This window comes from Streptomyces sp. NPDC102270, from assembly GCF_044766405.1.
GTDB lineage: Bacteria > Actinomycetota > Actinomycetes > Streptomycetales > Streptomycetaceae > Streptomyces.
On the sequence record NZ_JBIWLX010000022.1, the window covers coordinates 1 to 13,743 of the forward strand.

A 13,743-nucleotide genomic window follows, 5' to 3' on the forward strand; every position below is an offset into this window, starting at 1 on the left:
TCAACGCACACAAGGCCGGCACCATCAAGGGCCTGTCCGCCGAGGTCGGAACCTCGATCACCTCCGGCTCCGCGATCTGCGAGATCAAGGACTGACCCGCAGGACGTGGGTCCGTTCGGAAAGACGGAAGGACCGCCGGGCCGTTCGGCCCGGCGGTCCTCTGTTTCAGCGGCTGCCGCTCGGCGGGGCAGGACCCGCTACGAGAAGAACCCGTACAACCGCCGCACCCGCCCGTTCTCCACAGCGATGAAGTCGTATCCCACGGCCAGCGGTGCTCCGCCGGCCGGGCCGACCTGCCAGGTGAACCGCCCCAGGTCGTGGTGTGTGCTCACTTCGCTCGCCAGCGAGAAGACACTGCCGGGAAGCTGCTTCTGGGTCTCCGCGATGTACTCGTCCAGCGCCGCCCACCCCTCGGCCCGCACGTTCGGGTCGACGTACTCGACGTTCTCGGCGAACAACTCCTCGATCGCGGCCCTGCGTTCGCCCCCGTCCACGAGGTTCCAGGTCTCGATGTACTTCTTCACGACGGTGGTGATGTCACTGCTCACGTGCCGGGTCTCCTTGTTTCTGTGATGCCGCGGGTTTCGGGAGTCGTCCTGAGGACCTTCAGGACGTGGTGCGGGGTCGGACCGCCACCGGCAGTTCGGCGAGGCTGCGGATCGCGAGGGCTCCGTTGGTCTGCGGGGTCTGCGTCTGCAGCTCGACGTCGTACTCGATGAGGGCGTCGAGGACGACCTCGATAACCAGCTTGGCGATCGGAGCGGCCACGCAGTAGTGGATGCCGTGCCCGAACCCGAGGCTCCGGGTGCCGCGCCTGCTCAGGTCGAGACGGTCGGGATCCGGGTACGCCTCGGGGTCTCGGTTGGCCGCGCCGAGCAGCATGAAGACCTCTTCGCCGGCCTTGACCGGGACCCCGCCGACTTCGGTGTCCTGCAGTGCGGTCCGGTTGATCAGCTGCACGGACGCGTCGTAGCGCATCAGCTCCTCGACGGAACCCACCGCCTCCTCGGGGTGGCTGCGATACCACTCCAGCTGGTCGGGATGGCGCAGCAGGGAGAGCACGGCCAGGCCCATCGCGGCCTGGGGCGCGCTGAATCCGGCAAGGAAGATGTTCGCCACCGTGGTGAGCAGCTCGATCTCGTTGAGTCGCTCGCCGTCCTGCTCGGCCAGGACGAGCTCGCTCATCAGGTCGTCGACCGGCTGGGCGCGGCGCTCGTCGATCAGTTCCTGAGCGATTTCGACGTAACCGTCGCGGGCCTTGAGCCGGTTGGCGAGTGCTTCGGGCGACAGGGTGTAGGCCGGGTCCAGTCCACGCCCGGCGTCGTTGGCGTACTCGATGCACTGGGCCAGGTACTTCTCGGGAACACCGACGAGGATGTTCAGCACGCCAGCGCCGAGCGGCCGGAACAGTCTGGCAGTGAGGTCGACGGAGCCCTGGGCAGCAGTCTCCTTGGCCGTCTCCGCGACCAGCTTGGCCGCGAGTTCCGCGGCGGGCCGGCGCAGCCGCTCTATGGCACGCGGCGTGAAGGCCTTGTTGACCAGCGCCCGGATGCGGGTGTGGTCGGGCGGGTCCATGAACATCACCGCGGGCCTGAGGCCTTCGGGCGTGGGTATCAGCGTGTCCTGGTAACCGGCGCCCTCTCCGCGGCCCAGCTTGGGGTTGCGCAGCACGGCGTGGACATCGTGGTAGCCGAGGACGGCGACGCCGGCACCGGTGCGGATCACCGATCCGCCGGTGGCGCGCAGCCTGCGGTAGGTGGGGTAGGGGTCGGAGTGGAAGGCGGGGTCGAACGGATCGTAGGGCAGGACCTCCGGGAGGTCCTCGGTGGCCGCGGTCTCCACGGTCTCGGTCATGTCAGGTATCCCGTCTGATATGGCATCGGTCGGTCAGCCGGCGGCGGAGGTCGCAACCAGTTCCACCGGCATGTCGAGGATCACGGTGTGCTTGTTGTTGGGGGCGTGGACGACCGGTCCGGTGAGGCGGATCTCCGCCACCTTTTCCAGTAGGGCTTCCAGGAAGAGCCGGATCTCCAGGCGGGCCACCTGGTCGCCCAGGCAGAAGTGGGTGCCGGTGCCGAAGGAGAGGTGCGGGTTGTGGCTGCGGCTGATGTCGAAGGCCGACGCGTTGTCGAAGACGTCTTCGTCACGGTTGGCCGAGGGCCACCAGAAGGTGACCTTGTCGCCCGCGGCGATGCGGTGGCCATGGAGCACGACATCCCGGGTGGCGGTGCGCCGGTTGTAGGGGTTGGGCGGCACCCAGCGAAGGATCTCCTCGACCGCCTGAGGCAGGAGCGAGCGATCCTTGCGCAGTGCCTGCCACTGGTCGGGGTGCTGCGCGAGGGCGAGAACTCCGCCGGCAATGGTGTTGCGGGGCTGTTCGAAGCCGGTGATGAGGATGAGGACGGCGTTGGCGTCCCGCTCCTGGTCGGTGAGCGGCGGCTCGCCCTGCCCACCGTCGATGGCGCCGGCGGCGAGGACCGAGCCGAGATCCTGCGCGGGCTCTTCGCGCTTGCGGTCCAAGAGGTCCTTGAAGTACGCCGACATGGCGTGGAAGACCTCGGTCGAGCCGGCGTCGACCGAGCCGGTCAGGCGGTTGGTGAAACCGAGGTTGAGGCGTCCCCAGTCCGCGAGCCGGTCCCAGTCCGCGCGGGGGGCACCCAGCAGCAGGGAGACGGCACGCAGGGCGTAGGGCTCGCTGAGGTCCTTCATGAAGTCGGCCCGGCCGCCCCGGGCCAGTGCCCCGGTCAGCAGACCGTCGGCGATCTCGCGAAGCGGGGCGGCCAGGCCCTGGGCCACCTCGCCGGTGACGGCGGGACGCAACAGCCGCCGGATCAGATCGTGGCGCGGGTTGTCCATCATGGCGAACAGCACTCCGGCGTGGACGCCGATGGGCAGGTCGTCCAGGTGGGAGCCACCGCCGGCGCGGTCGCCGCCGCCCTGGGCGGAGAAGTCGGGGGACGCGGCGGCGGCCACGATGTCGGCGTGCCGGGTCAGGACCCAGAATCCGTCGCCGTCCGCGGTGCGTCCGCCGGGGTGGAAGAGGACAGGTGCCTCCCGACGGAGCCGGGCAAACAGGTCGTAGGGGACGCCGTCGGCGAACCGGGTCTGGTCCGACAGGTCGAATCCGTCCAGCACCGCCGGGAGTTCAGGGTCGATCGTCATGGGGTCCTCTCGATTTCACACCGTCCGTCGCCGCTCAGTGACGGACGAGCTGGTCGTGGGCGCCGGCCAGCCAGCGGCGGCTGATCTTGGCGTGGTCGGGCTCGGACTCGGTCCGCAGCCGCGCGAACAGTGCGGCGAGCCGGTGGCGCGCCTCGACGGAGTGCACGTCGGCGAGTTCCTGGTGGTGCCACGGCTCGGTGTCCGCAACCTGGTCGTCGGCCGCGGCTCGGGCCAGGACGGCGACGGCGTTGAAGAGCTCGCCGGCGATGCGGCCAAGAAGAACGACGGTGCGCTCCTTGGCGTGGAGATGCTCGGGGTCCGGGTGGCGGCGCACCAGGTCGGTGGCAAAGTGCCTTACGTCGGCCACCAGCCGGGTCACCGCCCGCAGATGGTCCTGGTTGGCCGGGGACAGCCCGGTGGCCGCGCTCTCCTCGGCCGTCGCGGGAGCGCCTGCGTCGGTGTGCGCGGCGGCGTAGAACCTCGCGAGCAGCATCCGGCCCAGTTGGTTGTCCAGCTGGAAGTCGACGTTGCCGGCGATGCGCAGACCGCGGGCGTCCCTGAAGGCGCGTTCCAGCGGTACGGGAACGGCGCCGCGCCGGACCTTGCTCGCCACGGTCTCGAAGCCCTCCCCGCCGTAGAGGGACACGGTCCGGTCGACGGTCCGCCAGGCCCCGCGGACCAGCAGGTTCTTGGTGAGGAACCGTTCGAACCAGCGGTTGCTCAGGCCGTCGGTGAGCAGGCTCCAGCGGGCCGCCGACTCCATCGCGTACACCTCCGCGAGGGTTGCCGTGACCGTGCGCTGGATCTCGTCGTACTCGCCGAGCGGGCGGCCGTCCACGACACGCCGGGCGATGAACTCCCGTGACCAGGCGAGGCAGTTTTTGGCGATCGCCATCGCGGGAGCGCCGGTGAAGTGGATACGGCCGAGCAGCGCCACCAGTCCCACCAGCGGGGGGAGGTGGTCGCCGTCGGGATCGAGGAGCACCTGGGCGGCTGGAACGCGTACGTCGTCGAAGCGCAGTGACGCGTTGGGCAGTCCCCGGCTGCCCATGAACTCCACGCGGGAGCCAACGGAGAAACCGGGGCTGCTGGTGTCCAGGAAGAAGGCGCCGACCTTGGGGCCGTTGTCGCCGGGCAGGGTCGCGGACACCGCGAGGAGGTCGGCCACCGGCCCGTTGCCGGTGAAGAGTTTCTCGCCGCGCAACAGATAGCCCCCGTCCACCGGTGTCGCGGTGAGGGTGGGGCGGGTGTTGTTCTGCCCGGCACGGTCGGTGTCGCCGAAACCGGAGACGGTGCCGGCGGACAGCCGTTGGCTCACGAACTCCCGCAGCGGGCCGGGCGGCAGGGCCGGGAGCATCGCCGCCGCGCCGACGCCGTTCTGGATGGCCAGGATCTGTCCGACGGCCACGGAGTGAGCGCAGGCCTGGGCGATCAGGCGAAAGCAGTTGTAGGGCGACAGACCGTGGCCGCTGAGTTCCGGAGGGACCACCAGCCTGAGGTAGCCGCGTTCCTGGAGGTCGTCGAGGAGCCCGTCGGGCAGAAGGCGGGTGTCGTCCACCTGCGCGGCGTCGACGCGCAGGGCGAAGAACTCGTCGGCCTCGGCGACCAGCCGGTCGCCGAGCGCCTTCTCGGTCCGGCTCTGCCGGGGAAACTCTCGCCAACTGTTCCAGTCGAGACTGCCCGTCGACAAATCCGTAAGAAAGGAGTGGGGGGCGGTCTCACTGTCGAGCGGTGCGGCGGTCATCGGAGAATCCTCTTTCGGTCGACGCGCGGCACTCGAAAAGCTAATGACGCGTGCCCCCTATCGCCAACCCCAGTTCTTCCGGGCCCGACCCCTATAACCAGGGGAAAAGCCGAATGGGCCGGACGCGCAGAACGCGTCCGGCCCATACTGGGCGAGCACCATGGGCCGGCGGCCCCGAGGAGATCAGCCGAAGAAGTTGTACGCCAGGTCGATGACCCCGTCGCTCAGCTGCAGCACGCCATAGCCCGTGGCGATCGGCTCGGCGGCAGGGCCGAGGTGCCAGGTGTAGAGCACGGCGTCGTTGTGGGAGCCGATGACCGTGGTCAGGTCGAGCGGCAGGTCACCGAGCTTCCCACGAGCGGCACCGATGGCCTCCACGATGGCGTCCACCCCGTCGGCGACCCAGTCGGGGTCGATGATCCTGGCCTTCTTGGCGAAGATCGATTCAAGGGTGGCCTTACGGCTCTCGGCGTCGAAGTCGTTCCACGCCTTGAAATAGGTCTCGACGATCTGCGTGACATCGCTCATGGGGAGAGTCCTTCCGAATAACAGGTAAAAAAACCCCGCGGGACGGATCGCCACCACGGGCCCCCGGGCATCACGGCCACGGGTCTGAAGCACGTCTGACAGTCAACGACTACACGCCGTTCAGTTGTGCCACGCCCAACAGTAGCGGAACGCCGTTCACTGTCAAGTGGGTTGATTTTTGGCCCGGTTGACCGGAAAGAGGGCATGAAAAAGCGCCGGGCCACACCCGAAGGTGTGGCCCGGCGCTACCTACGTCCCAGAACCGACGAGGCCTCAGCCGCCCACGGCCGGCACGGGAGCCGTGAGGCCCAGCAGATGCGTCAGGTCGACCAGCTCCGCGTGATAGAGCTTGGCCGGATCCTGGACCTGGGGCCGCAGATGGCCGTAGATCTCCAATGAGACGAGCCCGTGCAGACGCCCCCACAACCGCATAGCGAGCGCCACGGCCGCCGGATGCAGATCGGGAAAGACCGAACGCACGGTCCTGATGAACTCGGGGTCGTAGTCGTCCCAGGTGTAGTGCTCGTCGGCGTGCAGCCGCTGGGCCCACGGCCAGGCCGTCACCACGACGCCGGTGAGTGCCGTGCAGGCGCGGTGTTCGGCCTCGGCGGCGGGACCGCACAGGGGCACCTGGTAGTCCGGCGCGGGGTCGCCGTACACAAGACGGAACTCCTGCGGATTGGCCACCGCCCAACTCCGGTAGGCCTGGCCGTATGCCATCACCTGGCCGACCGGCCCCTCGGACGCGGCGGCGACGGCATCCTCCAGCGCCTGCGCCAGGGAGTTGTACACATCGGCGACCAAGGCCGTGATCAGGTCGTCGCGCGTGTCGTAGTAGCTGTAGATCGCGCCGGCGGTCATCCCCATCTCGCGAGCGATCGCGCGCAGGGACACGGCCGCCGTGCCGTTCTCCGCCATGTGCTTCAGCGCGATCGTCTTGATCTCCTGGGCGGCCTCTGCACGGAGGCGTTCTCGCCTGCTCGGTTTCGGGTCTGCCATGACGCCATCCTAACAGCGTAAAGTTCGGCCACTGCCGATCAGTTTTTGAGCGACGTGTAGTCACTGTCGGCCGTATGAGCCCTGGCCTGGCCCGTTGCCGCTCATACACCCCCTGTCGGATCTCAGCCCCGGACGTCCACCCGGGCCCGATCTAGGGGTTGCCGCTAGGGGTGCGCCGCCCCATACCGTCGACTGGCGGAATAGCGAGCCAAATCGTGCGAAGGACCGGCCGGCATTGCCGAACTCCGCTCTCCTGCACATTCAGGAAAGGCTGAAAATGGTCAATTCGACTATCGAATGGGATTACATCATCGTCGGAGCCGGCGCCGCGGGGTCGGCTCTCGCGGCCAGACTCTCGGAGGATTCGTCGGCGAACGTACTCCTGCTGGAGGCAGGCAAGGACATTCGCCCGGCAGACCGGCCGCAGAATTTTGTCGGTCGTCAATTCGATCTGGACATGGCCGCGCAGCCCGACTTCTGGTGGCACGGTCTGCAGACCCGGATCCACCCCGGCCTGGATCCGATCCCCTTCCAGGCGGGCCGGGGCGTCGGGGGCACTTCGCAGGTGAACGGCCTCTTCTCCATCCGCGGCGTGCGCGACGACTTCGACCGCTGGGTGGCGCAGGGCGCGCAGGGCTGGTCGTTCGACGAAGTCCTGCCGTACTACCGGAAGTTGGAGGACGACCTCGACTTCCCCGATGCCCCGTACCACGGCCGGGGCGGTCCGCTGCCCATCTACCGTGAGCCCCAGGAGAACTGGGGCGGCGCGGACATCGCCTTCCGTGACGCCGCGCTGGATCTGGGTGTCGACTGGCACGACGACACCAACGCGCCGGACGCGACCGGCCTTTCCCCTTTCGCCATGCACATCCGGGACGGCAGGCGCGTGGCCGCCAACGACGGATACCTGGAGCCCGCGCGCGGGCGCGCCAACCTGACAGTCCGGGGCGAGGCACCGGTCGACACCGTCACCTTCGCACCCGGCGGAAAGCGGGCCACCGGAGTCAGGCTGGTGAACGGGGAGACCATCCCGGTGGCCCGCGGGGGCGAGGTGATCCTCTCGGCCGGCGGCGCCCTCTCCCCCGCTCTCCTCGTGCGCTCGGGCATCGGCACCACGGCGGACCTGGCAACGCTCGGCGTGGACCAGGTCGCGGATCTCCCGGTCGGCCAGGAACTCACCGAGCACCCCTTCATCGTTCTCGCCCTGCCCATTCCGCCGGAGAAGGCCGCGAGCCCCTACGGCCGTACCGTGAACGTCACTTGGCGTTACTCGTCGGGTCTCGCCGACGCCGGCGCCAATGACATGATGATCATCCCGAACAACGGCTGGCTCGGCATTCCCGGTGTGTGCATCTGGCAGATGCACGCCGTCAGCCGCGGCAGGCTGAACTTCACGTCGCGCGATCCGCTCACGGGGCCGTTCGTGGAGATGCGCATGCTCACCGAGCAGAGTGACGCACTGCGCGCGAAGGACGCCCTGGAGCGGGTCGACGAGCTGATCCATCGCCCGGCTTTCGCGGCCGTCCTGACCGACAGGCCGGAGCTGCCGTCCGCCGAGGAACTGCCGAAGGTGACGTTCGCCAGCCACCACGTGGCGACGACGGCCCGGATGGGTGCGCCGGACGAGCCGACCACGGTCGTCGACCCCGAGTGCCGCGTCCTCGGCGTCGAGGGACTGCGTGTCATCGACCAGTCGGTCATGCCCGAGGTCATCCGAGGCAATCCGCTGCTGACCGTCCTGATGATGGCCGAGCGGATGGCGGACCGCATCAAGACCGCCCGCACCTGATCGCACCCCCCGGGGCCAGGCCCAACTCGCTTGCCCCCGACACCGTTTGACAGCCGAGCACCGTTGAGTCAAACTCCACCGTGTTGTTATTGAACACCGTGTACTAACGACGCGTCGCTCATCGCTGCCGGGCCCACAGTGCGCACCGGCCCAGTGACAGAAGGAAGCCCTGTCGTGGTTGACACCGTCCCCAAGAACCGGCACAAATCCGGGCTGATGCTCGCACTGCTGGCGTTCGCCCAGTTCATCGTTGCCGCTGACTACAACATCGTTTATGTCGCTCTGCCCGATATCGGCAGTGCGCTCGGCTTTACCGCCCAGTCGCTCCAGTGGGTGGTCAGCGCCTACGCCGTCGCCTTCGGCGGCCTCCTTCTCTTCGGCGGTCGACTCGTCGACCGGCTGGGTGGCCGCCGGATCTTCGTCCTCGGCGCCGTCGTGTTCGGTCTGGCCTGTCTCGTCGGCGGTCTCGCCGAGGATCCCGGCGTACTGATCGCCGCCCGCGCCGTCCAGGGCATCGGCGGCGCACTGCTCTCGCCGGCCACGCTGATGCTGGTGAACACCCGATTCGAGGAGGGCGCCGAGCGCAACCGTGCGCTGGCCGTCTGGGGTGCCTGCGGCAGCGGCGGCCTGGCGGCGGGCGCCCTGCTCGGCGGCCTGCTCACCAACGCCTGGGGCTGGGAGTGGGTGCTGTTCATCCTGGTCCCGATGGCCCTGCTGGCCGCCGTGGCCGCCCCGTCGATCCTGCCCACGGACGAGCGCTCCGGCAGCGACGCCAGCTTCGACGTCCCCGGCGCCCTGCTCGCCACCGCGGGTTCCTCGCTCCTGGTCCTCGGCCTGGTCAGCGGCCCGGAGGCGGGCTGGGGCTCGCTGCGCGGGGCCGGTTCGATCGTCGCCGGCGTAGTGCTCCTCGCCGTCTTCGCGCTGGTGGAGAGCAAGACCCGGGTCCCGCTGGCGCCGATGCGACTGTTTCGCAACCGCAGCCTGGTGACGGCGATCCTGATCATCCTCGTCTTCCAGAGCGCGCTTTCGGGCTCGTACTACCTGTTCACCAACTACGTGCAGGACGTGCTCGGCTACGACGCCCTGGAGGCGGGCCTCGCCTTCCTGCCGCTCACCATCATCTCGATGTTCGCCTCGCTGAAGATCACCGGCATTTTGCTCGGCAAGTGGGGACCGCGTACCACGCTCTTCGTCGGCATGGTCATCAACGGTGTGGGGATGATCGTCCTCGCGGTGGCGATGACCACCGATGCCTCCTTCTGGCAGATCCTGATCGGCCTGGCCATCTGGGGTGTCGGCGGCGGCGTCACCTTCCCGGCGATGTTCATCTGCGCCGCGTCCGGGGTCGACCCGAGCGAGGCCGGAATCGCATCCGCGCTCGCCAACGCCTCGCAGCAGATCGGCGGTGCCGCGGGTCTCGCCGTCCTGGTGGCCATCGCCAACGCGGGTTTGGACCTCAACTCCGACGTCACTCCGACCGTCTCGGCCGTCGCGGACGGTCTGCGCACGGCGACATGGGTAGGCGGTGTGGCGGCGGTCGTCGGCGGTCTGCTCGCCTTCACGCTCAAGAAGCCGGGTGGCGCCCCCGAGCCGGCCGCCGACCGGCCGGCCGGCCAGACCGACGAGATCGGTGCCGTCTCCCACTGACCACGCGAGCCGCCGGCGGCACCACAAACGCGGGGCCGTGGCCGGACAAAATCCCCCGGCCGGCCACGGCCCCGCCCTCGCGCGAGGCGCGGCACACGCCGCGAACCCGGACCACCACCCGCCGTCCCTGACCAAGAGGTCGATGACATGCAGGTCAGCGCAGAAGCCCAGAGTTCCTGGACCCGCCGCTTCGTGGCAACACAGGACAGCGAGTTGCGACTCGTCTGCTTCCCCCACGCCGGCGGGTCCGCGGCGTACTTCCGGCCGTTGGCCCAGTCCCTGGCACCCCGAGTCGAGACGCTGGCCGTGCAGTACCCGGGCCGGCAGGACCGACGCCACGAACCGCTTCTCGACAGCGTTCCCGCACTCGCCGATGCCGCTTTCGCGGCCCTGCGCCGTGAGCTGGAGGGGCCGTTCGCCTTCTTCGGCCACAGCCTGGGGGCGATCGTCGCCTTCGAAGTGGCCCGTCGCTTCGAGCAGTTGACACCCCAGGGGCCGGTGCGGCTGTTCGCATCGGCCCGGCGGGCCCCGTCCGTCGGCCGGGACGAACGGGTCCATCTGCTCGACGACGCGGGCCTGATCGCCGAGCTGAACACACTGGGCGGCACAGCGGCGGGAGTACTCGACGATCCCGAGCTGCGCGCGCTCGTACTTCCCATCGTGCGGGCCGACTACCGAGCGGTGGAGACCTACGCGCCCGTGCCGGCAGGCGCCCGGCTCACCTGCCCCGTGTCGGTCTTCGTGGGAGGGTCCGATCACCTCGCCCCGCTGCCGGAGGCCCGCGCCTGGGAGGGCCACACCACCAAAGGCGCCGACGTCCGGCTGTTCGACGGTGGTCACTTCTACCTGGACGAGAACACCGGGGCGGTGGCCGCGGCAGTGCTCGAGACCCTCTGAACCCCTGGGCCCTTTGGGAGCAGAAGCGTTTCTGCTCCCAAAGGGCCCAGTCCGTCCCGTCGGCTCAGGCGCTAGCTGGCCAGTTCGTCGCGCTTCATCGGTTCGGCCGCCTGAAGGGCACCTACGAGATCGGTACGTCGCCTTATGTTGAGTTTGCGGTAGATCCGGGTCAGATGCTGCTCCACCGTGCTCACCGTCACGAACAGCCGGCCGGCGATCTGCCGGTTGCTGTAACCGCCGACGGCGAGCTGAGCAACGCGCATTTCGGCATCGCTCAGGGGCTCCGTGGTGGACACCCCCTGCGCGGTGGGCTGCGGGCTCCGGCTCCGCTCGTCCCCGCTCGGTCGCATCAGGGTCAGGGACGGGATCCGTACGCCGCGCTGTTCCGCCATCACACAGGCTCGGCGCAGAATCTGGCGGCCCTTGCTGTACTGCCCCTGTTCCTGCCACGCCCATCCGAGGTCATGGAGAACAAACGCGAGTTCGAGCGGAGCCTGGCACATCTGCAGATACTCGGACGCCTTGGTGAGCAGCCTGGGCCGATCGTCCAGCGCGTTGGCCGCGGCCAGCACCCGCAGTGTCTCGGCATGGGTACGCGGATGCTCGGGACCGCATCTGCGCAACTGCTCGGCCAAGAGGACCCGGGCCTGCTTGCGATTGCCGAGACGTATCAGCGCCTGGGCCGCACTCGAACGCCAGGGAAGCACCACCGGATTGTCCAGACCCAGCCGCTCGGCGAGTTCACCGGCGGCCTGGAAGTCGTCCAGAGCCGCCGGAACCTGCCCCGACGCCAGATACCGATGACCGCGAGCACGCAAAAGGCGCATGCCGTACGGCGTTTCGAAGATGGCCTGCGGCAGCGCGGACTGCGCGTCCTCCAGCACCGCGCTGACATGCCCCGTCAGGGCGTTCGCGTGCAGGATCGTACTGAGCGGCAGGCCGAGCATGATGCCCCAGTTCCTCGCGGGAAGCAGAGCCATGGCCTGTTCGACCTCACGCTCGGCGGATGCCGGCTCTCCCTGACGCAGGAGGATCTCGGCCCGTGCCGAGCGGAACATGGCGTGCCAAGTGGTGAGCGAGGCCTTCCGCGTCTGGGTGATCAGCTCTTCGGCCCATTCGTCGGCTTCCTGAAGCCGTTCCGCGTACATCAGCGTGTACAGGGCGACCAGCAGCAGCGGAGCCGAACCGTCACCCATGGTGTAGTGCCGCAGGGCCTGCTGCGCTTCGGTCACCTGCGCGGCGTCGGGCGGCACGGCCAGATTGCGGCGGAACATCTCGGCGGCGCGTCCCCTGGCCCAGGCCTCCGGCGAGACACTGCCTGCGGTCAGCTCGTCGATCTGCGGGGTGCCCCACGCTCGTTCATCGCCACGGCCCGGATAGATCGTCTCGAGCCAGGCCTTGCACGCTTCGAGGTGGGACGCCGTCACCAGGTCGTGCGTCTCCAGCGCAGCCTTGGACTCACGGACCAGCAGTTCGATCGCTTCCTGAGGGCGTCCGAACCAGGTCAACGCATCGATGACGGAGGTCGCGTGCCATCCCGAGAGTCGGCCCGCCCGCGCATCCTCGATCAGCCCGCCGACCCGTCGATACGCCGCGTAGGGTTCCCGGCGCCAGGTCACTCGGACGATCATCGCGATGGTGGTCGCCTTGCGCTGTTCGTCGACGTCGTACTGGAGTGCGATACGCAGGCAGTCCAGGGCGAAGTCCAGCTTCCCTGCTGCCAGCGCCTGCTGAGCGGCCTCGTGGAGGATCGGGATGGCGCAGTCGGTGTCCACACGGCTCGCCCCGAGCAGGTGGCCCGCGACGGTGATCGCCGAGAAGCCGTTCTTGAAGAGGACGTTGGCCGTGTTGACCTGGAGGTCGGCCCGCTGCTCCGACGTCATACCACCCAGGACGACACTGTTGGCGTAGGGGTGCCGAAGCAGTCCCCCGGAGACAAAGCCCGTCTCCCGCAAGAGGTCCAAGGTCTGCGTGGTGGTCTCCTGGTCCAGCCCGGTGAGTTGGGCAAGCACCGGCAGGGACGGCGCGTCCTCCAGGACGGCCAGCTGCCGGCTCACCTGCAGGACCTCGGGCTCACAGCGGAAGAGGCAACTCGTGAGGGCCTGCCCGAACCCGTCGGCCACCCGGAACACCGGTGCAGTGGGCTCCACTGTGCCGCGGTTGTCCTCGATGAGTCCGTGCAGCAGGGCGGAATTCCCACCGGTGACGCGGTAGGCGTCGGCGGACAACGCCTGAGCCGCCACACGCCCCAGATGCCGGGCCATCACTTCCTCGACACCTTGCGGGGAAAGCAACGGCAGCTTCAGGAAACGCACGAGCGGCTCGGCCGGCAATTCCGCCTCGGACAGCGTCGCGAGGCGTCGGGAGTGGGGCGATTCGTTCAGCACGATGAGCAACTGCGACGACCGCAGCCTGCGAACGACGTACGAAAGGCAGCGAAGTGAGGCAATGTCGGCATAGTGCACGTCGTCGACACCGAGTACCACCGGGCGCCGCGCCTCCTCGACGACGTCGAGCAGCGTCATGCACATCTCATGGAAGATCTGCGGGGCCACGTCGTTTCCGGACGCGTCCGGGGAGTTGCGGTTGATCAAGTCGGATTGTGCCTCGCCGGCCCATCGGGCGGCCCTCGCCCTCAGCTGGGGCGTGATCTTGTCGTTGTGCAACAGGTGCGCCAAGAGGCCAAAAGGAACCGTCCGTTCGGGCCGGGAAGCGGACGCTCCCAGATAGAGCCCTTCATTCGCATCGACCTCTGCGGCGAAATCGTTCAGCAGTTCCGTCTTCCCGCACCCCACCGGGCCATAGACAATTGCGACCCGGCCGGCGCCCCTCCTACTCTCCTCGAACATGCCGCGCAGTGCGTCCAGTAACCTGATTCGCTCCGGTAGCTCATACGAGACCACTTGCCGCTCGGGAAGTTCAAGGAAGTTTTTGGACAGGCTACTCGCGGTCATACTCGTTCATTCCCCCTGTAGAC

10 protein-coding genes are annotated in these 13,743 nt (G+C 68.6%); 3 read left to right on the forward strand and 7 right to left on the reverse strand.

What is annotated here, in order from left to right:
- Positions 1 to 197: 197 nt before the first annotated feature.
- From ACIRP7_RS37070 to ACIRP7_RS37095, 6 genes are all read right to left on the reverse strand, one after another.
- Positions 198 to 548: a nuclear transport factor 2 family protein gene (locus ACIRP7_RS37070; RefSeq protein ID WP_403668724.1), complete on the reverse strand. Its 351-nt coding sequence runs from the start codon at positions 546 to 548 to the stop codon at positions 198 to 200.
- Positions 549 to 606: 58 nt separating this feature from the next.
- Complete coding sequence (locus tag ACIRP7_RS37075; protein ID WP_403668727.1) at positions 607 to 1,854, reverse strand: cytochrome P450; 1,248 nt, start codon at positions 1,852 to 1,854, stop codon at positions 607 to 609.
- A gap of 33 nt (positions 1,855 to 1,887) precedes the next feature.
- Positions 1,888 to 3,162, reverse strand: a complete 1,275-nt coding sequence (locus tag ACIRP7_RS37080) for a cytochrome P450 (protein ID WP_403668730.1) — start codon at positions 3,160 to 3,162, stop codon at positions 1,888 to 1,890.
- A gap of 34 nt (positions 3,163 to 3,196) precedes the next feature.
- Positions 3,197 to 4,906, reverse strand: coding sequence for an acyl-CoA dehydrogenase family protein (locus ACIRP7_RS37085; protein WP_403668733.1), 1,710 nt, complete (start codon positions 4,904 to 4,906; stop codon positions 3,197 to 3,199).
- Positions 4,907 to 5,089: 183 nt separating this feature from the next.
- Positions 5,090 to 5,434: a hypothetical protein gene (locus tag ACIRP7_RS37090; protein WP_403668736.1), complete on the reverse strand. Its 345-nt coding sequence runs from the start codon at positions 5,432 to 5,434 to the stop codon at positions 5,090 to 5,092.
- 273 nt (positions 5,435 to 5,707) lie between these two features.
- Positions 5,708 to 6,433 carry a TetR/AcrR family transcriptional regulator gene (locus tag ACIRP7_RS37095; protein WP_403668738.1) on the reverse strand — a complete coding sequence of 242 codons (726 nt, stop codon included), beginning with the start codon at positions 6,431 to 6,433 and terminating at the stop codon, positions 5,708 to 5,710.
- A gap of 277 nt (positions 6,434 to 6,710) precedes the next feature.
- Between ACIRP7_RS37095 and ACIRP7_RS37100 the strand changes: the two genes are divergently transcribed.
- From ACIRP7_RS37100 to ACIRP7_RS37110, 3 genes are all read left to right on the forward strand, one after another.
- On the forward strand, positions 6,711 to 8,222 hold the full coding sequence (locus ACIRP7_RS37100) for a GMC family oxidoreductase (RefSeq protein WP_403668741.1): 1,512 nt from the start codon (positions 6,711 to 6,713) through the stop codon (positions 8,220 to 8,222).
- A gap of 174 nt (positions 8,223 to 8,396) precedes the next feature.
- Positions 8,397 to 9,869 carry an MFS transporter gene (locus ACIRP7_RS37105; protein ID WP_403668744.1) on the forward strand — a complete coding sequence of 491 codons (1,473 nt, stop codon included), beginning with the start codon at positions 8,397 to 8,399 and terminating at the stop codon, positions 9,867 to 9,869.
- 147 nt (positions 9,870 to 10,016) lie between these two features.
- Positions 10,017 to 10,766, forward strand: a complete 750-nt coding sequence (locus ACIRP7_RS37110) for a thioesterase II family protein (RefSeq protein WP_403668747.1) — start codon at positions 10,017 to 10,019, stop codon at positions 10,764 to 10,766.
- 71 nt (positions 10,767 to 10,837) lie between these two features.
- Here ACIRP7_RS37110 and ACIRP7_RS37115 read toward each other — a convergent pair whose 3' ends face one another.
- Positions 10,838 to 13,720 carry an AAA family ATPase gene (locus ACIRP7_RS37115; RefSeq protein WP_403668750.1) on the reverse strand — a complete coding sequence of 961 codons (2,883 nt, stop codon included), beginning with the start codon at positions 13,718 to 13,720 and terminating at the stop codon, positions 10,838 to 10,840.
- Positions 13,721 to 13,743 lie beyond the last annotated feature (23 nt).